This window comes from Bacillus sp. lyk4-R2A-2 (assembly GCF_030209735.1).
GTDB lineage: Bacteria > Bacillota > Bacilli > Bacillales > Bacillaceae > Bacillus > Bacillus pumilus.
Window position 1 is genome coordinate 250134 of record NZ_JARVRK010000006.1, and the last position, 22841, is coordinate 272974.

Sequence of the window (22841 nt, forward strand, 5' to 3'; positions counted from 1 at the left end):
CACATCCTTTTTAATACGATTGTATTAAATAAAAAATAACACAACTGTGTTAAAAAAACAATAGCTGTGCTAAAATCAATGTATGCCAAAAATCGTCGATCACTATAAACAAAAACAAAAAGTCGCTCAAGCTGCCATGAGAGTGATTAAACAGGATGGATTGGAAAACGCTTCTGTACGAAAAGTAGCGGTAGAAGCTGGCATTTCAGCGGGCTCTATGCGTCATTATTTCTCCACACAGCAGGAGCTATTTCTTTTCTCTATGACATTGATTCAGGAAAGAGTCAAAGAGCGGATGACAGGACTTCAGTTGAACGGTTCAACGGAAGAAAATGTCTTCGCGTTATTGGAGCAGGTTCTCCCACTTGATGAAGAACGAAGATTTGAAATGGAGGTGTGGCAGGCTTTTACAGTCAAGTCGATGACTGAACCTGATTTACAGCCGCTCAATGCAAAGATGTATGACGAGCTTTTCCAAATGACCCAATATTGTTTAATGAAATTAAAAGAGGATGGGCTCTTGCTTGATCATATCGATCTTTTAGTCGAAACTGAGCGGCTTTATGCGGTCATCAATGGGCTTGCATTGAATGGAATCTTGCAGCCTCATCGCTTACCGCCTCAGCTCATACGCTCCGTACTGCAGATGCACCTGCAATCCATCACCAAAAAAGACATGTCTCCCTCATGAGGGAGCATGTCTTTTTTTAATCTTCCATAAAAATACGTTTTGCTTCGTAGTAGAGCACCTGTACAAATTTCTTCACATTGATACGGGTATGTTCTTCTCTACCGCTCGTCTCTTTTGTTAATTCACTCATTTTCTTTCGCACGATGGTGAAATCAAAGAATTTAGAAGCGTAATTTTCAAAGGTCGGATGAGAAAAATCAGTTAACCCAAGTGAAGCGATGTGTTTCAAGGATTGGTTGATCGCACGCCTCACCCGCTGTTCCGCTGCCTTCGCTTCTCTTGCAATGTCTGCCGATGTGTAAGGCTCATTTAATTTATCCTCGGTGACACCCGTGAAAATGACCTTTAAAGAAGGAAATGAATCATGATGTTCGGTATGTAGCGCCAAATACTGATCTGTGAAGAGGATCATATCTAATAAATCTTTAGATCCCTTTTCACCCACAATTCCAAGCTCTGCAAGCAAGAACTGGCCTGCCTCTGCAAGACTTTTCCCACGCTGCTTCGTTTTCGTCTGACCGCGCTGCTGAAACTGCATGACGGATTTGAGTGAGTGCTGAATATTTTCAATTGAATGCTCTAAATGAAGCCGCTCAATCATGAGGTGGAGCACACTTAAGACCTCTACACGATTGATTGGCTTTGTCACATAATACTCGACACCAAGCGTATACGCCTGGCCGATTAATTCCTTTGTTTCTACCTGTGACAGCATTAAGTATTTGCCATGAAACTCATCCTTAATGGCTCGAATCGTTTCAAGTCCGTCTCGTTCCGGCATCAATAGATCAATACATAAGATATCAATGTGCAAATCATTTAAGTAGCTTGCCGTTAACTCTGCGCCATCCTCTGCTTCTCCCGCGACGAAGCCAAGCTCTTCATCTTCAATGAGCTGAGCGAGTGAAGAACGCACGGCTTCATCATCATCCACAATAAAAAATCTCATCTCCCAATCCCCTCTTTTCTACTAACCTGATCCATTGGTATCGTTAACGTGAAAGTCGTTTGTTTATTTGGGATACTCTTCATCTCAACACTTCCGCCAAGCTTCTCCGCTGTATCCTTTACATAGGAAAGACCGATACCGCTTGATGGATTCCCAGCCTGATCGTATTTTAAAGTAAAACCGGGTTTAAAAATCACATGATGATTACGCTCTTTAATGCCAGGCCCGTTGTCACTAATTTGAAAGATCACATGGCTCTCTTTCTGGGAAATAGAGAGTGACACCTCTCCATCCACCGGAATGGCTTCGACAGCATTGGAAACGATATTATTTAACAAAGATAGAATGGTATACACGTGATAGACGGGATGCTGCCCATCTTCATCATAATGAAAGACAATGTTTTTTTTAAGAGATTCTGCGTAATTTTCATGAATACGAATCACGAGCCCAGCAATATGCGCAGGACTTGCATACGCCTGAAAATTTTCTTCATGAATCAGCTTTGATAATGCAGAAAAAATCCGCTGGTTATCCTTTTTGATCTCATGCACCTCTCCTGCGATTTGCAGGGCTGTTTTTCCGAGCTTTTTCAAATCCAATGACTCTGCATCCTTTGCGTGATGCAGGGATTGATACAATTGATAGGATGTCGCTGTAATGTGCTCAGCATGTGCAAGTGTTTTATGAAAGTATGTAGATTCCGTGTAAAGATTAGACAGGAGCATGAGCAGATGTTCCTTTTCCTTTTTCATCTGACGCTCTCTCGCCTGCTCTTCATATAATCGAATCATTGTATAACAAGCCAACACGAAAAAGCTTCTGAAAATCGCCAACACGAAAAGTTGAAACAGCGTCCGCATTGTTAAAATTTCATCGATGGTGCCACGAAGTGCAATCATTTCAACAACGCTCGCGCATAGCTCCATGATGATACCTGTCGCTCCAATCAGCCAAGGCTGATCGCGGAAACGTCTGACCTTTAATAAATAAAAGAGCGTGCCGTAGACGACGTAATAAAGCAGGGAAGGAAATCTTAAAGAAATCGCCTCTTCCAGCGGAAGATGACCTGTGACGGCTGTATCAAGAAGCACGCGAAACGCAAAAACAGAAACCCCTGCAATGATACCGCTTGCCCATGCTGGGAATTTTTTCATTTGGAGTAGGATAAAGAAAAAGACAACGGTTCCAAAGCTGACCCGAAAGCTGTCCTCAAATGGATAAAATTTAAACTCTCCGCCAATCGGTGTCAGTACAATGAGCATCACAATTAAATAAGGCTCTGTATTTAGCCATTTTTTCAGTAGATTCAAACGCAGTCACATCCCTAATAATTGACGATAGTATACTATGTGGGCTTGAGAAAAACAAACATCCATAAAAAAGCGCACACCGGAACTTTGTCGGTGTGCGCTTCTCATGATGCTGCTTAATCTTCTAAACGATCCTTTTCTAAAAGTGATGCGCCAGCAATACCTGGTTTAGTCATTTCAAAAGGATTCAAGATGACATCAAGCTCTTCCTCTGATAAAACATCATTTTGCAGACAAAGCTCACGTACAGATACGCCTGTAAGAATCGCTTCTCTGGCAATTCGTGCAGCAGCTTCATAACCAATATGCGGATTCACCGCTGTCATGACACCAGCACTTTTTTCTACATATTCTTTTAATCTAGATTCATCTGCTTTTAGGTCACGCAAGCAGTTGTCTACGAAGGACTCAAAGACATTTTTCATGATGCTGAGAGATTGAAGCAAGTTGAACACAAGGACTGGTTCCATCACGTTCAGCTCAAGCTGACCAGCCTCTGATGCAAGACAGATCGTGTGGTCATTTCCGATGACTTGGAATGCTACTTGGTTCATGACCTCTGGCATCACTGGGTTGACTTTCCCTGGCATGATGGATGAACCTGGCTGTCTCGGCGGCAAGTGAAGCTCACCAAAGCCTGCTCTTGGACCTGATGCCATCAAGCGAATATCGTTCGCCATTTTAGACATATTCATCATACATACTTTCAGTGCAGCTGATACTTCTGTATAAGCATCCGTATTTTGCGTGGCATCGACTAAGTCTTCAGCTCCAACTAACGGTAATCCGCTAATGTCAGATAGATAGCCAACCACCTGGCGAATATATTTAGGATCAGCATTCAAGCCAGTTCCGACTGCTGTTGCACCCATATTGACTTCATATAAATGCTGTTTAGACTGCTTGATACGTTTAATATCACGAGCAAGAACCTTTGCATAAGCACTAAACTCTTGACCAAGTCTGATTGGAACAGCGTCCTGAAGATGCGTACGTCCCATTTTGATGACATGATCGAATTCTTGCGCTTTTTCTGTCATAACTTGATGCATGTTTTCCATCGTATAAAGTAGTTTTTCAATCATATTCAATGTTGAAATATGAATCGCTGTTGGGAAAACGTCGTTTGTTGACTGCGACATGTTCACATGCGTGTTTGGACTTAGCTCAGTATAAGCGCCTTTTTCCTTTCCTAGTAGTTCAAGCGCTCTGTTTGCAATGACTTCATTGGCATTCATATTCATTGAAGTGCCAGCCCCGCCTTGAATTGGATCGACAATAAATTGATTGTTCCACTTTCCTTCAATAACCTCATCTGCGGCTTGAACAATTTTTTCTCCAAGACCAGAATATAGTCGCTTTGTATCCATATTTGCAAGTGCGGCTGCCTTTTTGACAATCCCTAATGCTTTGATGAGTTCCTCATGAACATGGTAGCCAGTAATTGGAAAGTTCTCTACTGCACGTAATGTTTGAATTCCATAATACGCTTGAGTGTCTACTTCCTTTTCACCTAGAAAGTCTCGTTCGATTCGAACTTGCTTGTCCTGTAGCTTCGTCATTTGAAAAGATCTCCTTTTACGCTGCTTTTGTTTGTTGTTTTAATTCCTCAATATACTTCTTCGATTTCTCTTGATCAAAAACTTTTTCCCACTTAGACATGACAATGGCTGCAAGTGAGTTACCAAATACGTTAACAGTTGTACGAACCATGTCAAGAATACGGTCGATCCCAACGATGAAGGCAAGTCCTTCAAGCGGCAGTCCCATTGCACCAAGTGTTGTGATGACAACAACGATTGATGCACCTGGTACACCAGCCATTCCTTTAGATGTCAGCATCAAGATTAATAGTAACGTAATTTGCTCATAGATGGAAAGTGGCATGCCGTACATTTGTGCAACAAATATGGCGGCAATGGATTGATAGATGGCACTTCCATCTAAGTTAAAGGTGTAGCCTGTTGGGATAACGAACGACGTGATCGCTTTCGGGCAGCCGAACTTCTCCATTTTATCCATTAGTCTAGGCAGTACAGCTTCTGAACTTGCTGTTGAGAATGCAAGAATGATTTCTTCTTTTAGCACTCTAAATAGTGTAAAGACGCTTGTTCCAGCTAATTTTGCGATAATGCCAAGTACGACAATCACGAAGAATGCCATTGTGCCGTAAACGACAAGTACCAGCTTACCTAGCGGGAGAAGCGCTCCGACCCCGAATTTGATCACCGTCACACTGATGAGCGCGAATACACCAAATGGTGCAAACTTCATCACTTTATTGGTCACCCAGAACATGGCTTCGAGTATACCCTCAAAGAACCCTAACACTGGTTTCCCTTTGTCTCCTACTGCGGCAATTCCTAATCCGAATAAGACGGTAAAGAAGATCGTTGGTAATAGATCACCTTCTGCAATGGATTGGAAAACGTTTGTTGGCACTAGATGCACAATCGTTTCAGAGAAACTTGCTTTTTCGGAAGAAGCTTTCGATGTCTCTTCATATTTAGAGATATCGCCTTTTTCCATGTTGCTCATGTCAATTCCTGTACCAGGATGGAAGACGTTTGCTGCAAGCAGTCCTACTGCTAATGCAATCGTTGTCACAATTTCGAAGTAAAGAATCGTTTTCCCACCGAGTCTTCCGATGGTTTTCATATCCCCTACACCAGCTACTGCTACAATCAACGCAGCAATAACAATTGGAAGAACGATCATTTTAATTAAATGGATGAATATATCGCCAATCGGCGTTAACACATTAATAACGGTTTCATTTTGATAAAACAGCGCTCCCACGATAACACCCAGAACAAGTGCAATGAGTATTTGTGAAGCTAACCCTAACTTTTTCATACGTGAACCCCCTTTTTTTGATAACGCTTTCTTTGTTGCTTAATCGCATCTTAACGATGAACCTACAAAAAACGACAAAAAGGAACAAAAAGAAGTGAATTTTTTATGAAAAATCTTTTAAAAGGTGGGTTTTTCCACAAAATTGTTAAAAAAAGACTTCGCTTTTGGGCGAAGTCCCAATGATTTTGCATTTGTTCACTTGGTGTATCTTGTTGTGGATAAAATCTATCGTATATCGCATATCCAATAAGGACAAGAGCAACGTAGAACAATGCACTAATCGTCCAAATCCATTTGACATTCAGCTTCATTGTGCCACTCCCTCTCTAACCGGTTTCAATCGCTGCAATCTGAGCGCATTCAATACAACCGACACGGAGCTAAAGGCCATTGCTGCTCCTGCAAGCCATGGCGCAAGAAGTCCTAAAGCAGCTATCGGTATCCCAATACAATTATAAGCAAGCGCCCAAAATAGATTTTGCTTGATGTTTCTCATCGTTTTTTGACTAAATTCAAGCGCATCAGCAATGGCATGGAGGTCTCCTGTCATGAGTGTGATATCTGCTGCTTCCATGGCGACATCTGTCCCAGTTCCAACTGCCATCCCAATATTCGCTGTCGCAAGGGCCGGGGCATCATTAATACCATCTCCGACCATGGCGACTTTCTTTCCTTGTTCCTGAAGCACCGCGATGTGAGCCGCCTTTTCCTCAGGCAGGACTTCAGCAATGACATGATCAATGCCCGCCTGTTTCGCAATCGCCTCTGCTGTCATCTTGTTATCACCTGTCATCATCACGACATGAATCCCTTGCTTTTTCAGACGCTTGATCGCTTGAGGTGAAGATGATTTGATTGTATCTGCGACCGCGACAATGCCAGCGACTTCGCCGTCAATCGCGACAAGCATAGCCGTTTTACCTTGCTGCTCCAGCGTGGTGACGGATGCTTCGACTTGATCATATGGGATATGATGTTTCTGTAATAGCTTACGCGTTCCAATCAAAAGCCTGCGCCCTGCTGCCGTTGCTTCAATTCCATGACCTGGGTCAGCTTGGAAGGCTTCAATCTCGACCGCTTCAAGACCTTGTTCCTTCATTCCGTCTGTGATGGCTCTAGCCAGCGGGTGTTCCGACTGCTGTTCAGCTGATCCTGCTAGCTGTAGCAGCGCATCTTCTGTCCAATTGGCATATGCCAGCACATCTGTCAGACTCGGCTCCCCTTTTGTCACAGTTCCTGTTTTATCTAAAACCACCGTGTCGAGTGATTGAGTCACCTCTAAATGCTCTCCGCCTTTAAACAGAATGCCTGATTCAGCTGCACGACCGCTCCCAGCCATAATCGAGGTTGGTGTGGCAAGGCCGAGCGCACACGGACATGCGATGACGATGACTGCGATAAACGTTTCAAGGGCTGACGTCACATTTCCTGGATCAACAAAGAAAAACCAAATCAGGAAGGTAAGCATGGCAATTCCTACAACGATGGGAACGAATATCCCTGATATTTGATCTGCCATCCTTTGAATCGGTGCTTTTGAGCCCTGTGCTTGTTCTACGACTTTAATAATCTGTGAAAGGGCGGTCTCTTTCCCAACCTTTGTCGCTTTCACTTTCACAAACCCATTTTTATTAATGGTTGCCCCGATGACCGCATCACCAGCCGTTTTATCAACAGGCAAACTTTCGCCCGTAATCATGGACTCATCAATTGCGGTTGTTCCCTCCACGATCTCTCCATCTACCGGCACTTTCTCTCCCGGTTTGATAAACACAAGATCATTCACTTTCACTTCGGAAATTGGCACGGTCATCTCTTTCCCCTCTCGCTCGATGACCGCTTCTTTCGCTTGTAGACCCATCAGCTTTTGAATCGCTTCTGATGATCTCCCTTTTGCTCTTGCTTCCATTAATTTTCCGAGTACGATCAACGTAATGAGTACAGCACTTGTTTCATAATAGAGGGCTGCCTCATGTGTGCCTTGAACCGCTGACTGAATGCTTTCATATAAACTATAGAAAAACGCAGCTGATGTCCCAAGTGCGACAAGAACATCCATGTTGGCACTTTTATTACGTAACGCTTTATACGCACCTACATAGAAGGGCCAGCCGACAATGAACTGAACGGGCGCTGCTAACGCCAGCTGAACCCAAGGATTCATGAACGCTTCAGGCAGCCAAATAAAAGACGTGAAAGAAAAATGACTGACCATTGCCCAAAGAAGTGGCAGTGACAGGATCATTGAGAATAGAAAGCGTGCCGTCTGCTTCTCTATTGCTGCTTGGCGATGATCTTTTTTTCCTTCCTCTGCTTCATCTGCAGCTGGTTCAATTAAAGAATACCCAATGGACTGAACCGCTTGCTTTATATCACTTGTAGACGTTTGGCCTGGGTGATACGTGACCTGAAGGGTCTCCAGCGCAAAGTTCACAGATCCGTGATCGACACCATCCATCCGGTTAATTTTTTTCTCGATTCGGTTGGCACACGCTGCACACGTCATTCCTTCTATATCAAATTCTGCTTGCTCCATCACCACATCGTAGCCGAGAGATTGAATTTTTTGCTTGAGATCATCTGGTGTGAGTTGTTCTGCTTCATACACAATATGAGATGTTTCCAGCGCCAAATTCACATTGGCATCCTCTACACCTTCCAGCCTGTTCAATCCCTTTTCGATGCGCCCTGCACAGGCAGCACAGGTCATCCCCGTAATTTGAAAGTCGATTTCCTTCTTCATTGACCTCACCTCTCCATATACACCATGGGGGTATTATATTTTGAAAAAAATACGTGCTGTTATGCAGCACGTATGTTCATTTATACGACATCATATCCCTGTTCTTCAATTACATCAGAGATACGGTGCAACGTGACTTGATCTGGGTGAAATGAAACTTCCACCTCTCCTTTGTCTAAATGGACTTTCACAGATTCAACACCTGCTAGTTCTCCTACATTTCCTTCGACTGCTTTCACACAATGTCCGCAAGACATGCCCTGCACTTGAAGTGTTGCTTGTTCCACTTCTCATCGCCTCCATCAATCATTTTCTACAATTTACTATACCCTAGTAGGGTATAAATGTAAACATAAATGCTATGATTTTGTCAGTTTCGTAAAGACCGTCATTAACTCTTCAATGGCTTCATCCCCATTGCCGCTCTTGATCGCATCCGCTACGCAATGATGTGTATGCTTTTCCATTAAATGAAGACTGACCTTTTTCAAAGCCGCATTGACTGCGGAGATTTGATTGACAACATCAATACAGTAACGATCGTTTTCAATCATTTGCTGAATCCCGCGCACTTGTCCTTCCACTCGTTTCAACCGATTGATCAATTGATCTTTTTCCTTCTCGGCTCTAGGCGAAGCCATATGTCTTTCTTCATGTTCTGTCATGTGATCACCTTTTTTCCATTATGACTTGTCTTTACCTAAATTAAAGCATATCTCCACCGGAAAAGGCAAAGATATGCTGAATACACTCTATAGTGTTTGCTTTAGTTTGTTAATTGTTCAATGTCCTGCAATAGATTGACGGATTGCTGAAACTGCTTAATCAATCCTTGCTGGTCCTCATGCATGGCGGCAACGTCGATGTTGTCTGCTTTCAATTGCTGTAAATACGTCTGAATTTCCTCTGACAGCACTTTATTTTTTTCAATGATTTGCGCATGCAGGTCTTCTGCCATTTTTGGCGCTGTGACCTCATTAAAATCTTGAATGTCTGCCTTCAATGATTCAAGCTGCTGCGTTAATTCTGCCTTTTTGGCGGCGTTTTGGACAGCTTCTTCAGCAAGCTTTGGAAAGTCCTCTGTAAATTGCTGAATGTCTGTGACATAGTCATTTGTCTCAGTGACATATGTCGTTGTATCGTTGACTTGATCAAGTAAGCTGGAGCACCCGCTTAATACAAGCGTTCCGGAAAATAGGAAAGCTATCACATATTTTTTCAAGATCGATCATCCTTTCATCTGTGGGATTAAAAGCATCATTTGTTCAGCTTCCCTATCACACAGACTTAAAAAGACCTTAAAAATAGCCAGACCTTTGCCTCATGTGTGATAGGCAAAGGTCTGGCTAACATTGTTCATGCCGGAATGGCCGAGAAGCAATCGCTGCTTCTGTAATGACGACCAAACCGTAAAAGCTACTCCCCTTTAGGAAACCGTTCAAATGTTATGTTTATCATATCGAATGTCAGGACAACCGTCAATGAGAAGCAAGCGGTAGGTCAATTCTCTTCATAAAGCATATAGTCCGCTCCAGTGGACGCATAAATCCGGTTCCGTCCTTGGCGTTTTGACATATACAAGGCCTGGTCCGCTTCAAATAGAAGAGTTTCTAATACATTGGGATCATAAGCTGTGTGAGCAATTCCAAAGCTCGCTGTCACTCGCACTTTTTCCTCATCATTCTCAAAGAAACTCATCTCAAATGAATGTCTAATTTGCTCCGCAATATGACATGTCTCTTCGAAAGAATGATGCGGCAGACAAATAGCAAACTCTTCTCCGCCATATCGTCCGAATAAATCGTCCATTTGTAAATGCTGCTGACAAATGGTGACAACATGACGTAGTGCCTCGTCTCCAATATGATGTCCATGTGTGTCATTGATTTGTTTAAAGAAATCAATATCAAACAGCATAACAGCCGTATCCTGCGCATCCTCTTCCAGGATCATCTGCGTTCGTTCAATAAATGAAGACCGATTGAAGATATTCGTCAATCCATCAATATACGCACGACGCTCCAGCTCTTCCTGTAGCAAACGCTGCTCTGTTACATCACTGATCACAATTTGCCTGCCCTCAATCTCTCCTCTTCTATTAAATAACGATGAAGCGGTCAGAAGATAATAGCTGGACTGATCTTCTTCCTTTTTCCACATTAAATCATATTGCGAATGATCCTGCGGAGAACGCAGCCACTGAAAGAACGCGGTATCTTTGATGATACCTGAGAAAATATCGTCAATTTTAAAGCCAATCCCCTTTTTATTAGAAAGTGCTGGAATGATCGATGCAGCAGCGGGGTTGTAATCTATGAGTGTCCGGTATCGATCTAAAATGAGAACCCCTTCAGACATATGCTCAAACACACGCTCCATCGCAATGGGAGAGAGCTTAAAGAGCTGGAACGACATAATCGCCCATAAGTAGAGCGCATTGGTTAAAAACATCACCACAGGGACCGGGTCAATATGAAGAGGTGTCACCCCTAATAAATAGATAAAAGATGTCGTGATTGGCAGTAACATGCCCACTAGCAAAATAAGGATCTGCTTTAAATACTCTTTTTTTGTAACACGCAAAAACCAAACCAGCATAAAAATAGCGAGCATCGAACAGCCAAATGTATAGACGCCATGAATGATATACCAATAGCCAATCGTAAAGTCAGCCAATAAAAATCCGTCTACTGGATTCATCGTGATGCTTCGATAAAAGAGTGAATGAAAAGAGTTGGTGAACACCATAATGGTGGTGAGAGTTGGAATCAGTAAGATGAGAAGCACGCGGCGCTTTGTAAAATATTGATGGAATCCCGTAAATTGCAGCACAATCATCAGACTGAATGGCGCAATGAACGGAAGACCTATGTATTGAAAACAAACCCAGAACATAATCTCCCCAGGTGTACTTGCCAATAATTCAAATGTGTGCCCAAAGATATAAATCGCAGTTGCTCCAGACATGTACATAAACAATTGACAGCCAATATACCGGTGGCGGTTCGCATGAGCAATGATTGATAATATCACGGACAGAATGCCAGAAACACTCATGATCACAATAAAATGTAAAACAATCGAATCCATGTAAACGCCCCAATTTCAGTTATTTAGAACTAGTCTAATATAACTATATATGAGGACGTCTCAAATGGGAAGGTGTGATTTTGATTTGGGTGGAGGTTTTTTGTAACATTTCAGGCGTTATCTGTTCGTGATCTCTTATATTTTCACTACTTTTTGCTTAATTTAAGATAGAAGTATGTTGCGCTCGGAGAAATATCTGTACAATGTGGGGATGAATGGAGAGGAGACTCAAAAGAAATATGACTTTTTGGATGATCATGACAGGGCTGTTTATACTGATTCTTTTGAAGAAACCGTTTGAAAAGAGAAGTTCTGGATTGTTATTTTTGATCAGTTATTTACTGCTGATTGCGATTTATGTGATCCAAACAACGTTTGTGGAACTTGTGCCGGATGGATTTTTGATGATGATTGCGGTGGTTGTCGTTTTTCCTTTGTTTGTTCGGTTGGTGGTGTCTTCTCAGAAGACACGTTCTTGAAAACTATACAAAAATGAGACTATGTTAGTACTTATTTTGCAAGTTTAATTATTAGTTAAATAGACAACTAACTAGTGTAAATGGTCAATTGAATTACCTTACAAAAAATAAGCAAGCAGAAGCTTGCTTATTTTTCATAATCACTTATTAGTAAATAACTTATCAATAATGTTAATAGCAATAAGACAAATAGGAAGTGCAATGATAATGTACAAAAAGTTTTTAGGTACAAACATATTGTAATAATAGAAAAATACACTGATAAAGAGAATCATAACAGCATACTTCATTATACTTTTCACAAAATTCCTCCTAATAAATATCCACCCAGCCATTATTAGGGCGTTTATCCCTTTTATCTAATTGTTTAGCAATTTGGGTTCCAATATCCAAATAATTTAGAGCAATTGCGACAGCAACACCAATAGAAACCGCTAATTTTTTAGCTCCCCACGCCTTTAATCTACTTGTTACGGTTTTAGTGAATATTCTTTTAGCTTCTGCTTTGCCTTTTTTAATAATAAATGATTGTATAACACCAACGCCACCCCCAACAGCAAAACCAATCACAGCATTGAAAACTGCACCTGCAAACCTCACAGATACACCAACCTTTATACCAGATGATTTTTTCTTTTTAGCAGCTTCAACTTCTTTAACCCCAAATGAAGAAGCAAATACCTCTTTAGCAAATGCTAAATTCTCATTTTCAAATAGAGTTGAATCATTTATTTCTTCCACTAACTCTTCTTGTGCTGCTGACAAATCATTATATGTATCAGATTCTTTATCGAAGAAATTTGTTAATTCTTTTTTAAATATTTCCTTCTCACTAACATTTGCAAGCTCTGTTTGTTCTTCTACTATTTTATCAAAAAGTTGCCTCTCATCTTTCGTCATTTCATCTATCGAAGGCATATTTCTAACCTCTTCTTCAAGATCGAACTCTTCAGATAAAACTTCCCTACTCAATTTAACATCATTTGAATTTATACCCTCTACTGTTTCACCTACTAGAACCCCCTCTAACACAGGTTGTTCCTCATTATCTGACTCTGCAAAACTAGTTAGAGTAGATAATGAACTAATCGTAAAGATAATTACTGTCAAAATTGATACTCTCTTAAAAAATACATTCATCGACACCTTTACAAATACCTCCTATAAAAGTTAAATTAAAACACATAAAGTCTATTTTAACATAAAAATCATAAAAAAATAGTATAATATTCTCTAGATAGGTAAATAATTAATAAATATAATCGAATTTCCAATTCTTAATACCTGCAAAAACGCCGAATAATAATTTAGGTTATAATACTACGGAATAAAAAAAAGACGCTTAAAATAGCGTCTTTTTTATTCTTAAAGTTTTTAATAAAATCCTTTTGTGTTAACCAATCATTTAGAACACCATGTTGCCAAAATGTTGCCAGCCCCCGAATCAAGGGCTTTCAAACCCTTGATACGACTGCATTCTAAAAGTTTTGATGGAGACGGTGGGAGTCGAACCCACGTCCAGAGACATCGATTACTTAAGCGTCTACGAGCGTAGTCAACATATTTGATGTTCACTCATCCTCATGCCTGCTGACGGGCGCTTGGAGAGCTAGTCTGATGGATCTCTTCTTACGTCCTCAGACGAAAACGTAAGCGTAGCCTACTTCATTGGGCTCCTCACAGACACATAGGCGATGTCAGGAAGAGCTCGCTGCACTTATTAGGCAGCTAGTGCTAAGTTTTGGTTAAAACTTTTAGTTTTGCCAGTTACATTTAGTGCGTGTTAACGAGATCGCCTCTCGGCTCGCAGCTCAAGCTCGAACCGCCCCTGTCGAATCCGTAACGTCCCCTTGTAAAAGGGATATACGGGATGGAAACGTTCAGCTTAACTGCTTCCGTATATAACTATTATAACAATCTTATCGCTTGAAACAACTGGTGGTTTCTGTAAGAAAAGCGGTGATTGTTTACTGCATAACATATTGTAGCATAATGCTTCCGCTCTCAGCAAGCCATCTGCATCAGGCTAGAATTGCTTTTGTCGATCACGGAAGGCACGGTCGATTTCGCGTTTTGCATCTTTTTTCTTCAGATCTTCACGTTTATCGTATTTCTTTTTCCCTTTACCAATTCCGATCAACACTTTGGCAAAGCCATTTTTTAAATAGAGTTTCAGAGGCACGAGTGAGTAGCCTTCTTCCTTTGTCGCACCAATCAATTTACTAATTTGCTTGCGATGAAGCAGCAGCTTTCTCGTTCTCAGCGGGTCATGGTTATAACGGTTCCCCTGCTCGTATGGGCTCACGTGCATGTTGTGAAGAAACACTTCTCCTCGCTCAATTTTGGCAAAGGAATCTTTTAAATTCACTTTTCCTGCACGAATCGATTTGATTTCAGTTCCTTGTAACACAAGGCCGGCTTCATACGTTTCTTCTATAAAATAGTCATGATTTGCTTTTTTGTTTTGGGAAACAACCTTTCCCTCTCCCTTTGGCATTGGCGTACACCCTCCTTTTGACACAAACACGGTCCAAATCGTACGGATTATTTTATCAAACAATCCAGCTTTCGACAACGCTGACGCTATGTGGTCAAAAAGCAAATAGAGCGTGATGCTCTATTTGCTTTTTGTCACGTTACTTTTTCTTTTTACGTTTTTGTTTTGGTGCGTTATCAAATACGCGTTTTTTCTTTTTCTTCTTCTTACGGCCTGTGAACCAGTCACTTCCGCCTTTATCCTCTTTGGCTTTATCCCCAGAGGCATTTTGGCCTCCGTGCCCTTTTTTCGCTGGTGAATCTGTTCGTTTTTTAAACTTAAAATCTTTCGGCGATTTACGGCGGGTGCCTTTCATGCCGACGATTTCAAAATCAATCGAGTGCTCATCTTTATTGACATTCACCACTTTGACTGTGATTTCATCACCGATACGGTAGACATTTCCTGTGCGTTCACCGATCATGGCAAAGTGCTGCTCATCAAAGCGATAGTAGTCGTCTGTCATGTAGCTGACATGAACAAGACCTTCAATTGTATTCGGCAGTTCAACAAATAGTCCGAAGTTCGTCACGGAACTAATCATGCCATCAAACTCTTCACCGATTTTATCAAGCATAAATTCTGCCTTCTTGAGATCATCTGTTTCACGCTCTGCATCGACTGAGCGGCGCTCCATTGTAGACGCATGATCTGCAATTTCAGGAAGCAGCTGACCCCACTTTTCTAGAGTTGCTTCGTCTGTCTTTTTCTGAATCAAATAGGTTCTAATTAGTCTATGCACGATTAAATCCGGATAACGGCGGATCGGTGATGTGAAATGTGTATAGAATTCCGTTGATAATCCAAAATGGCCGATGCTTTCTGGATCATATTTCGCCTGTTTCATCGAACGAAGCATGACAGTTTGAATCACAACTTCTTCTGGTTGATCCCTCACAGCATCAAGTACACTTTGAAGTGCACGTGGATGGATGTTTGTCGACGTTCCTTTCACAATGTAACCAAACGTTGTCACGAACTCTAAAAAGCGCTGAAGCTTCTCAGGATTTGGTTCTTCGTGAATTCGATAAATGAAAGGTACATTCAACCAGTGGAAATGCTCTGCAACCGTTTCGTTTGCAACAAGCATGAATTCTTCAATTAATTTCTCTGCGACAGAACGCTCACGAACGACAACGTCTTTCGCCGCTCCTTCATCATCTACAAGCACTTTTGCTTCCTTGAAGTCAAAGTCTACTGCCCCGCGCTCCATCCGTTTGTCGCGAAGGATCTCTGCAAGCTTCTCCATTTCTTGGAACATTGGCACAAGCGGCTCGTATTTGTCTATAAGCTCTTCGTCTTGATCGACTAAAATCTTATTCACATCAGTATAGGTCATTCTTTCCGTCGTTTTGATCACACTTTGGAAAATCTCGTGTTTGACGACCTTCCCATTTCGATCAATGACCATTTCACAAGACAGCGTGAGACGATCGACCTTCGGATTCAACGAGCAAATACCGTTTGACAGGCGGTGCGGGATCATCGGAATGACGCGGTCTACGAGATATACACTCGTTCCACGCTCATAAGCTTCCTGATCAATCGGAGAGTTCTCTGTGACATAATGAGAGACATCTGCAATATGCACCCCTAGCTTATATTTGCCATCATCCAGCTTTTGCACCGTAACGGCATCATCTAAGTCCTTCGCATCTGCTCCGTCAATGGTTACAATCGTTTCATTGCGTAAGTCACGTCTGCCTTCTAGGTCTTTTTCATCAATCGTTTCAGGTGTGTCTACTGCCTGCTGGAGCGCTTCTTCTGGGAACTCACCTGGCAGGCCGTGTTTATGAATGATTGATAGTATATCAATGCCAGGGTCATTTTTATGACCAAGGATTTCAGTGACTTCGCCCTCTGCACTCATTCTTCCTTCTGGGTAGCTAGTCAGCGTCACGACCACTTTATGCCCTTCGACCGCTCCATTTTTAGCGGATTTCGGGATGAAGATATCGGTTGTGATTTTTTTATCATCAGGAATGACAAAGCCAAAGCTTTTCGTTTCTGTATAGGTACCGACAACCGTCTGAGTATTACGCTCCAGAATTCGGATGACAGTCCCTTCTTTTTTTGTGCCGTTTGATTTGTGGCTGACACGAACCATGACCGTATCACCATTCATCGCTGTGCCTAGCTCATTAGGCGGAATGAAAATATCATCCTGTCCAAACTCTTCTGGTGTCACAAATGCAAAGCCTTTTGCATGAGCAGACAGCTTTCCTTTTACCAAGTTCATTTTTTCCGGTACACCGTAGCGATCGCTGCGCGTGCGAACGATGAGTCCTTGATCTTCCAGCATCACAAGTGCTTTGACGAGCTCTTTATAATCATCTGGATTGGTAATCTCCATCATCACTTCCAGCTCTTGAACGGTTAACGGTTTATACGCTTCATCTTTCATAAAAGCGAGTAATTCATTCATAAATTCTTCTTTTTGCACACTCTAACCCCCTATATATTTAAACTGACCAATGAAGTGATTCTAAGAATGCATATACATCCTGATGAACCTTCTCGCGCTCTTTATCAAGCGTGATCGCATGGCCTGATTCTTCATACCATTTCAAATGCTTTTGATCTGTCTCTACTTCGTTGTAAATGATATTCGCACTGTCTGTATTAATCATATGATCGTGACGTGCCTGAACAACAAAAGTAGGTGAATAAATCATGTCGACATTATTTCTAACATCTGCAATCAGTTCTTGCAGGCTTCTCAGTGTATCCATTGGCGTTTTCTTGAACTCTTCCATTTCCTGTTCAATTTGCTCCTCTGACTTACCCTCGAATTTCTTATAGTTACGGGCATATTCTAGTACACCCTGGTACATGACTTCTTCACTTTTTATGTACATAGGTGCACACATAGGTACAATTCCCTTTACAGGTACAGTGTAACCTAATTTCAATGAAAAAACTCCTCCGAGGGATAGGCCGCAAACCGCAATTTCCTCATAGCCTTCATCCTTTAAGAATTGATAGGCTTCTTGTACATCCTTCCACCAGTCATCCGGTCCAAAATGGACAAGCTCTTCTGGCGGCACGCCGTGTCCTTTATATTGTGGTGCATGACACGTATACCCTCTTTCGTTCAAATAACGGCCTAGCATTCGAACATCGGCTGTATTCCCAGTAAAACCGTGAAGAAGAAGCACCGCCTTTTCTCCACCTTTAAACGTAAATGGTTTTGGTGTAACAACTTTCATGATGTGACTTCCTTTCCTTCCGATATGGTTTATATTTTCCACTTGTATGTATGAAACAAACACAAAAGAGTGCTGATAATAAAAAAAGGTCTGAAAAAAGATCAGACCTTCTGTTACTCGCGCTTTATACGCCTAAATATGCCAATGCAAGTGTTAAGATGAAGAAAAGCACTGACAAAATAACCGTTAAACGGTGAAGTATCAAGTCAAGACCTCTCGCTTTTTGCTTACCGAAAAGCTGCTCGGCTCCACCTGAAATAGCGCCTGACAGTCCAGCACTTTTACTAGATTGTAACAATACAACGATGATAAGTGCGATACTGACAATTACGAGTAATGTGATAACAAATGCGTGCATGAAAACACCTCCAGACAAACTGGTACACATAACTTTATTTTACATGAAAACAAGGTGCATGTCACGAAACATCAAAATAAAGATTCCCTCTATATTCTCGACTTTACTCGTTATTTTGATTCAATTTCATTCCAAAGAGTAGTATGCAGCATTTTTTATATGCAATTTTCGTTTAAAAACATGTTTTTAACGGGTTGCTTCTTCTTTCAATAGCTGTTTTAATTCTACTAACAAACGTTCAGCTCCTTCAGGACTCAGCATCACTTTCCCATTTCCATAGCTTTTGTTATACTTCGTCACTTGTCCAGTTAACAGGCAGCTCTTATCTGCATCATATTTTTTCAGCATAATAGTTTGATCTTCAATGAAAATTTCTAAAAGCTGCTCTTCTTTAATATTGAGTACCTTGCGCATTTCTGAAGGCAGAACAATTCTGCCTAGTGAATCAATATGTCTGACCATCCCAGTTCTTTTCAACGACATTGCCTCCTTGATCATTTCATTCATTGACTTTTGTCAACATTTTCATAGTAAAATAGATCTTCAAATTTTTTATCAAAGTAATGAATCATTTTGCCAATGACAAGCTGGCCTGGTTTCCGATGACCATTTAATACCCTGCTGAGTGTGGCAGGAGAAATGCCAATTTCATCAGCGAGCTGATTTAAAGACATATCGTTTTCGATCATATACTGCATGACATAAGTCCGTCTGATCTGAATCTTTTCGACCATCATTACAACCTCCTATGGAATCAATATGTACAACGTGTAGGTGCTCACATGAAACAGATTCATTAACTTAAGTCAACACTTTTACCCCTCTGCTATTTCCTTTGGTCAATGATCATACTAAAATAAGTCATATACTGAAATGTGAGGTTCGATGTCATGAATCACTTTGGTGAACAATTACGCATTTTAAGAGAAAATAGAAAAATGTCTGTCAATCAACTCGCCATGTATTCAGGTGTAAGCGCTGCTGGTATTTCTCGTATCGAAAATGGAAAGCGTGGTGTGCCGAAGCCTTTAACCATAAAAAAATTAGCACACGCCTTGAAGGTGCCTTATGAGGATTTAATGCTGCTTGCCGGTCATATTGAACAGGAACAAGTTCATGAAATGAAACCAAAATATGAATCCATGTTGAAAATCTACCAAACGGCGCTTCAAAAGGATGTAGAACATCTTCCCATTTTTGACGGAGACCTATGGGAAAGGCTATCCGCACAAGACATCAGCCAGCTGAATGAATACTTTCTCACGCTCATCAACCAAAAAAAGACGAACAAATAGCGGGGCATAACCCTAAGATACATTCACTATTAACTAATGTCAATATTTTCATGGTATACTTGTTGCCAATAGTCAACAAATCAAGTAAAATAGATATATCTAATCTATAACCATGTGAGGTTTTGCCTTGATGAACTTTGGTGCATACTTAAGAGCATTACGTGAGGAAAAGAAGCTGTCAGTGAACCAATTAGCGATGTATTCAGAAGTCAGTGCTGCTGGTATTTCTCGTATTGAAAATGGGAAACGCGGCATTCCGAAGCCTCCTACGATAAAAAAACTAGCCGGTGCATTAAAGGTTCCTTATGAGGAAATGATGCAGGCTGCGGGCTATATTGAGGAAGCCTCTTCTGTCCATCAGCTGAAGGAAGAGGAAACGGCATTATCCAAAATAAAGGAAGCCGCAGCGCAATATGAACTTGGTGATCTCGAGCTATTTGATGGAGACATTTGGTCAACTCTTTCGAAAAAAGAAATAGAAGATCTTAACCGCTATCTGTTATTTATATTAAACAGCCGTTCGTCATCATAGAATGTTTTGATCATTAACAAGCTTTTTGAGCTGATTTATGACAAATTTACGGTATAATGGGTTCAGATTGGAGTGAAGAAAGATGAATCAATCTGACATGTGCCCGCGGTTTGAAAAAGCAGTTGAGTTATTGAGTAAACGCTGGGTTGCACTGATTGTTTTTCAGCTTCTCTCAAGTCCGCAGCGCTTTGGTGAAATTGAGGCCGCTCTGACAAATTTAAGCGGAAGAGTATTATCTGAGAGATTAAAAGAGCTGGAAGCAGCAGGCATTGTAAAACGGGAGGTTTTTGCTGAAACACCCGTGCGTATTGAGTATTCTTTAACTGATATGGGGCGTTCCCTTGCACCCGTTTTTGAGGAAATTTCGAAGTGGTCTACTGAATGGATCACGCTTTAATCATAAAATACCCGCATGTGAACTGCCTGATCATCATAAAACTACCTCCCTTACAGATGTAAGGGAGGTTTTGTCTTTTCAACCGCTTAAGCAGATGTCATGTTTTTTTCAGCTAATGCTTTTCTTTCTTTTTTCTTGTTCGTTGGGCTTAAATAGCGTTCGAGCCAGCCCATGACTAGGTCAGCGATAATGGCCATGAGTGCAGTTGGAATAGCACCTGCTAAAATGATGGCTGTTCCGTTTGTGGCGTTTGATCCTCTGATGATGATATCACCTAGACCTCCCGCGCCAACAAATGTCCCAATCGCTGTAATGCCGATAGCGATGACCAGTGCAGTTCTTAAACCAGCCATAATAACCGATAAAGCAAGCGGTAATTCAACCATTCTCAGCACTTGCCATTTCGTCATGCCCATCGCTTTACCCGATTCTAAATAAGCATGTTCAATGCTGACAATCCCTGTATACGTGTTGCGGATGATCGGCAACAGCGAATACAGAAAGAGTGATATGATGACTGTATTTGCGCCAAGTCCTAACACGAGCATCAACACGGAAAGCATTGCCAACGCCGGTATGGTTTGAATGACGTTGGTAATGGCGAAGATCCAATTGCTTAGCTTACGGTAATGCGCCACAAAGATGCCTACTGGAATTCCGACTATTGCCGCAAACAGCACCCCATACGCTGACATGAGAAAATGCCGATAAAATTCTTCTAACACATATGAACCGTTCTGCTGATAATACGTCCATAATTGCTGCAGTGTGTCCATCAGCCGTGACACCTCCCCATCTTACTCAAAGTAATTGTGCTTTTTCAGGAAATTCTTCGCAACGGTGGCTGGTTCTTGAAGCTCTCCGTCGACTTGATAGTTCAGCTCTTGCATTTGTTCTGTATTAATTTTTCCGATCAGTCTGTTGATCACCTTATCAAGCCCTGGGTTCTCTTTTAAAACTTTTTCCGGGACAACGGGCGATGCATCATATGGCGGGAAAAACCGCTTATCATCTTTTAAAATTTTGAGGTCATAGGCTTTGATTCGTCCATCTGTTGAATAGGCAAGCACAATATCCATTTTTTCATTTTTTAATGCATCGTACACTAAACCAATCTGCATTGGATACGTGCTTCCAAATTCAATTCCGTATGTTTTCACGAATCCTTCATAACCGTCGCCTTTCTTTTTGAGCCATATATTATCGACACCGAACCGGTAATTCTTCGCATTCTTTTTCAAGGCAGAGACCGTTTCTAACTTGTTTTCCTTCGCCATCTTTTGCGTCACGGCAAAGGCATACGTATTGTCAAAGCCATAGGAATCAAACCATTTGTAATCATAGCGTTTCTTAAATTCTTTTTGGACGATTTCCATTGCACGCTCCGGGTCTTTTTCCGCATCCATTCCAAGCGTACTCGTCAAATCTGTCCCTGTATATCTTGTCGCAGAAATGTCGATATCCCCATTTTCCATTGCTTTCTGCTGTACGGTATTAGAGCCTAGGTTTTTCACAATGGTTGTCTTTTTATCTGTGTAATGTTCGATGATCTCGCTAACCATATAGGCCATGATTTCTGATTCGGTAAAGTTTTGTGCTCCCACCCGCAGCGTATTGCCTGAGGAGCCGGCTAGTCCAGGAAGTGAACAGCCGCTTATCAATAGCAAGCATCCAGCAAGCAGTGCGCTGATCCATTTTGTTTTTCGATTCTTCACATAAGCCAACTCCTTATGAAACTTCCTTCAATCCTTTTAAGCCTTCTGGTGTTACTTTTTTCTCCAGCTTCATCAATGTAAAGTCAATGATGACCGCTAAAATGGTGACTGGGATGGCACCTGAAATAATGTATTCCGGCTGGTATAGCTGAAGTCCAATCAAAATGTAGTCACCAAGACCGCCTCCACCGATAAAAGCAGCAAGTGTTGTCCAGCCAATTAAATAAATCGTTGACGTTCGGACACCTGCCATAATGATCGGTACAGCAAGCGGAAGTTCCACGAGACGAATTTGTTCCCATGTGGTCATGCCGATCCCTTTACCGGATTCAAGCAGATTTTTGTTCACACCTTGGACGCCGGCATACGTATTTCTCAAAATAGGCAATACCGAATAGAAAAAGAGAGCAACGATTGCAGGTATTTTCCCAACCCCCAAAATAGGAATAAAAAATGCAAGAATCGCTAAACTAGGGAGTGTTTGAAAGATATTCACGACACCGATGACAAAGCCTGCGCCTCGTTTCATTCGCGTGAGAACGACGCCTAAAGGAACGGCAACGATAATTCCTAGCACGACAGCAATTAGGGAAATATATAAATGCTCCCACATTTTTGTGAGGAGTTCCCCACCATTTTTCTCTAGAAAATCGATGATTTGATCCATGTGTCCACCTC

At 41.6% G+C, this 22841-nt stretch carries 24 protein-coding genes and 1 other RNA gene; 5 read left to right on the forward strand and 20 right to left on the reverse strand.

Annotated features, from left to right (window positions below; all coding sequences use genetic code 11):
* The first annotated feature begins 82 nt into the window (after positions 1–82).
* Positions 83–691, forward strand: coding sequence for a TetR/AcrR family transcriptional regulator (locus tag QRN39_RS12210; protein WP_003212981.1), 609 nt, complete (start codon positions 83–85; stop codon positions 689–691).
* Between the two features lie 16 nt (positions 692–707).
* Here the strand turns inward: QRN39_RS12210 and QRN39_RS12215 are convergent, their stop codons facing one another.
* The 9 genes from QRN39_RS12215 to QRN39_RS12255 form a co-directional block, all read right to left on the reverse strand.
* Complete coding sequence (locus tag QRN39_RS12215; RefSeq protein ID WP_003212842.1) at positions 708–1640, reverse strand: response regulator; 933 nt, start codon at positions 1638–1640, stop codon at positions 708–710.
* Positions 1637–2953: a sensor histidine kinase gene (locus tag QRN39_RS12220; RefSeq protein ID WP_003213283.1), complete on the reverse strand. Its 1317-nt coding sequence runs from the start codon at positions 2951–2953 to the stop codon at positions 1637–1639. The genes QRN39_RS12215 and QRN39_RS12220 overlap by 4 nt, the downstream gene beginning before the upstream one ends.
* A 116-nt stretch (positions 2954–3069) precedes the next feature.
* Positions 3070–4515 (reverse strand): aspartate ammonia-lyase, encoded by a 1446-nt coding sequence (gene aspA, locus QRN39_RS12225; protein ID WP_050944151.1) that lies wholly within the window; start codon positions 4513–4515, stop codon positions 3070–3072.
* Between the two features lie 16 nt (positions 4516–4531).
* The gene (locus QRN39_RS12230) at positions 4532–5809 is read right to left on the reverse strand and encodes a cation:dicarboxylate symporter family transporter (RefSeq protein WP_003213370.1); all 1278 of its coding nucleotides are present in this window, start codon (positions 5807–5809) and stop codon (positions 4532–4534) included.
* Positions 5810–6116: 307 nt separating this feature from the next.
* Positions 6117–8552 carry a heavy metal translocating P-type ATPase gene (locus QRN39_RS12235; protein ID WP_284907335.1) on the reverse strand — a complete coding sequence of 812 codons (2436 nt, stop codon included), beginning with the start codon at positions 8550–8552 and terminating at the stop codon, positions 6117–6119.
* An 80-nt stretch (positions 8553–8632) separates the two neighbouring features.
* Complete coding sequence (gene copZ / locus QRN39_RS12240) at positions 8633–8839, reverse strand: copper chaperone CopZ (RefSeq protein WP_012011271.1); 207 nt, start codon at positions 8837–8839, stop codon at positions 8633–8635.
* A gap of 72 nt (positions 8840–8911) precedes the next feature.
* Complete coding sequence (locus QRN39_RS12245) at positions 8912–9217, reverse strand: metal-sensing transcriptional repressor (RefSeq protein ID WP_012011272.1); 306 nt, start codon at positions 9215–9217, stop codon at positions 8912–8914.
* 101 nt (positions 9218–9318) lie between these two features.
* On the reverse strand, positions 9319–9774 hold the full coding sequence (locus tag QRN39_RS12250; RefSeq protein WP_284907336.1) for a DUF6376 family protein: 456 nt from the start codon (positions 9772–9774) through the stop codon (positions 9319–9321).
* A gap of 278 nt (positions 9775–10052) precedes the next feature.
* Positions 10053–11642 carry a histidine kinase N-terminal 7TM domain-containing diguanylate cyclase gene (locus QRN39_RS12255; RefSeq protein ID WP_284907337.1) on the reverse strand — a complete coding sequence of 530 codons (1590 nt, stop codon included), beginning with the start codon at positions 11640–11642 and terminating at the stop codon, positions 10053–10055.
* 239 nt (positions 11643–11881) lie between these two features.
* On the opposite strand from QRN39_RS12255, the gene QRN39_RS12260 reads away from it, so the two are divergent.
* Complete coding sequence (locus QRN39_RS12260) at positions 11882–12121, forward strand: hypothetical protein (protein ID WP_050944161.1); 240 nt, start codon at positions 11882–11884, stop codon at positions 12119–12121.
* Positions 12122–12433: 312 nt separating this feature from the next.
* Here QRN39_RS12260 and QRN39_RS12265 read toward each other — a convergent pair whose 3' ends face one another.
* From QRN39_RS12265 to QRN39_RS12300, 8 genes are all read right to left on the reverse strand, one after another.
* A complete protein-coding gene (locus QRN39_RS12265) occupies positions 12434–13267 on the reverse strand; it encodes a hypothetical protein (RefSeq protein WP_106032204.1) in 834 nt (277 codons plus the stop codon).
* 342 nt (positions 13268–13609) lie between these two features.
* Positions 13610–13971, reverse strand: a transfer-messenger RNA (tmRNA) gene (gene ssrA, locus QRN39_RS12270).
* A 176-nt stretch (positions 13972–14147) separates the two neighbouring features.
* Entirely contained in the window at positions 14148–14618 is a 471-nt protein-coding gene (smpB, locus tag QRN39_RS12275) for an SsrA-binding protein SmpB (protein ID WP_003213153.1), read from the reverse strand.
* 139 nt (positions 14619–14757) lie between these two features.
* Entirely contained in the window at positions 14758–17100 is a 2343-nt protein-coding gene (gene rnr, locus QRN39_RS12280) for a ribonuclease R (protein WP_212045547.1), read from the reverse strand.
* A gap of 19 nt (positions 17101–17119) precedes the next feature.
* Positions 17120–17866, reverse strand: a complete 747-nt coding sequence (locus tag QRN39_RS12285; RefSeq protein ID WP_284907338.1) for an alpha/beta hydrolase — start codon at positions 17864–17866, stop codon at positions 17120–17122.
* A gap of 124 nt (positions 17867–17990) precedes the next feature.
* On the reverse strand, positions 17991–18224 hold the full coding sequence (gene secG / locus QRN39_RS12290; protein ID WP_003212746.1) for a preprotein translocase subunit SecG: 234 nt from the start codon (positions 18222–18224) through the stop codon (positions 17991–17993).
* A 186-nt stretch (positions 18225–18410) separates the two neighbouring features.
* A complete protein-coding gene (locus QRN39_RS12295; RefSeq protein WP_003213714.1) occupies positions 18411–18701 on the reverse strand; it encodes an AbrB/MazE/SpoVT family DNA-binding domain-containing protein in 291 nt (96 codons plus the stop codon).
* A 26-nt stretch (positions 18702–18727) separates the two neighbouring features.
* Positions 18728–18961 carry a helix-turn-helix domain-containing protein gene (locus tag QRN39_RS12300; RefSeq protein WP_003213379.1) on the reverse strand — a complete coding sequence of 78 codons (234 nt, stop codon included), beginning with the start codon at positions 18959–18961 and terminating at the stop codon, positions 18728–18730.
* Between the two features lie 153 nt (positions 18962–19114).
* Between QRN39_RS12300 and QRN39_RS12305 the strand changes: the two genes are divergently transcribed.
* From QRN39_RS12305 to QRN39_RS12315, 3 genes are all read left to right on the forward strand, one after another.
* Entirely contained in the window at positions 19115–19519 is a 405-nt protein-coding gene (locus QRN39_RS12305; protein WP_003213200.1) for a helix-turn-helix domain-containing protein, read from the forward strand.
* A 130-nt stretch (positions 19520–19649) separates the two neighbouring features.
* A complete protein-coding gene (locus QRN39_RS12310) occupies positions 19650–20051 on the forward strand; it encodes a helix-turn-helix domain-containing protein (RefSeq protein ID WP_003213015.1) in 402 nt (133 codons plus the stop codon).
* Positions 20052–20133: 82 nt separating this feature from the next.
* On the forward strand, positions 20134–20448 hold the full coding sequence (locus QRN39_RS12315; RefSeq protein ID WP_284907339.1) for a winged helix-turn-helix transcriptional regulator: 315 nt from the start codon (positions 20134–20136) through the stop codon (positions 20446–20448).
* A gap of 86 nt (positions 20449–20534) precedes the next feature.
* Here the strand turns inward: QRN39_RS12315 and QRN39_RS12320 are convergent, their stop codons facing one another.
* From QRN39_RS12320 to QRN39_RS12330, 3 genes are read right to left on the reverse strand one after another with little or no spacing between them, the layout of a single operon-like run.
* Positions 20535–21224: an ABC transporter permease gene (locus QRN39_RS12320; RefSeq protein WP_003213726.1), complete on the reverse strand. Its 690-nt coding sequence runs from the start codon at positions 21222–21224 to the stop codon at positions 20535–20537.
* A 21-nt stretch (positions 21225–21245) separates the two neighbouring features.
* On the reverse strand, positions 21246–22163 hold the full coding sequence (locus tag QRN39_RS12325; protein WP_284907340.1) for an osmoprotectant ABC transporter substrate-binding protein: 918 nt from the start codon (positions 22161–22163) through the stop codon (positions 21246–21248).
* A gap of 13 nt (positions 22164–22176) precedes the next feature.
* Positions 22177–22830, reverse strand: a complete 654-nt coding sequence (locus QRN39_RS12330) for an ABC transporter permease (RefSeq protein ID WP_284907341.1) — start codon at positions 22828–22830, stop codon at positions 22177–22179.
* Positions 22831–22841 lie beyond the last annotated feature (11 nt).

What these genes read in the sequence shown, in the direction of transcription:
- QRN39_RS12210 (WP_003212981.1), top strand. Translation starts at nt 83, where the DNA reads ATGCCAAAAATCGTCGATCACTATAAACAAAAACAAAAAGTCGCTCAA.
- QRN39_RS12215 (WP_003212842.1), bottom strand. Translation starts at nt 1,640, where the DNA reads ATGAGATTTTTTATTGTGGATGATGATGAAGCCGTGCGTTCTTCACTC.
- aspA (WP_050944151.1), bottom strand. Translation starts at nt 4,515, where the DNA reads ATGACGAAGCTACAGGACAAGCAAGTTCGAATCGAACGAGACTTTCTA.
- QRN39_RS12230 (WP_003213370.1), bottom strand. Translation starts at nt 5,809, where the DNA reads ATGAAAAAGTTAGGGTTAGCTTCACAAATACTCATTGCACTTGTTCTG.
- QRN39_RS12235 (WP_284907335.1), bottom strand. Translation starts at nt 8,552, where the DNA reads ATGAAGAAGGAAATCGACTTTCAAATTACGGGGATGACCTGTGCTGCC.
- QRN39_RS12245 (WP_012011272.1), bottom strand. Translation starts at nt 9,217, where the DNA reads ATGACAGAACATGAAGAAAGACATATGGCTTCGCCTAGAGCCGAGAAG.
- QRN39_RS12255 (WP_284907337.1), bottom strand. Translation starts at nt 11,642, where the DNA reads ATGGATTCGATTGTTTTACATTTTATTGTGATCATGAGTGTTTCTGGC.
- QRN39_RS12260 (WP_050944161.1), top strand. Translation starts at nt 11,882, where the DNA reads ATGACTTTTTGGATGATCATGACAGGGCTGTTTATACTGATTCTTTTG.
- smpB (WP_003213153.1), bottom strand. Translation starts at nt 14,618, where the DNA reads ATGCCAAAGGGAGAGGGAAAGGTTGTTTCCCAAAACAAAAAAGCAAAT.
- QRN39_RS12285 (WP_284907338.1), bottom strand. Translation starts at nt 17,866, where the DNA reads ATGAAAGTTGTTACACCAAAACCATTTACGTTTAAAGGTGGAGAAAAG.
- secG (WP_003212746.1), bottom strand. Translation starts at nt 18,224, where the DNA reads ATGCACGCATTTGTTATCACATTACTCGTAATTGTCAGTATCGCACTT.
- QRN39_RS12300 (WP_003213379.1), bottom strand. Translation starts at nt 18,961, where the DNA reads ATGATGGTCGAAAAGATTCAGATCAGACGGACTTATGTCATGCAGTAT.
- QRN39_RS12305 (WP_003213200.1), top strand. Translation starts at nt 19,115, where the DNA reads ATGAATCACTTTGGTGAACAATTACGCATTTTAAGAGAAAATAGAAAA.
- QRN39_RS12310 (WP_003213015.1), top strand. Translation starts at nt 19,650, where the DNA reads ATGAACTTTGGTGCATACTTAAGAGCATTACGTGAGGAAAAGAAGCTG.
- QRN39_RS12315 (WP_284907339.1), top strand. Translation starts at nt 20,134, where the DNA reads ATGAATCAATCTGACATGTGCCCGCGGTTTGAAAAAGCAGTTGAGTTA.
- QRN39_RS12320 (WP_003213726.1), bottom strand. Translation starts at nt 21,224, where the DNA reads ATGGACACACTGCAGCAATTATGGACGTATTATCAGCAGAACGGTTCA.
- QRN39_RS12330 (WP_284907341.1), bottom strand. Translation starts at nt 22,830, where the DNA reads ATGGATCAAATCATCGATTTTCTAGAGAAAAATGGTGGGGAACTCCTC.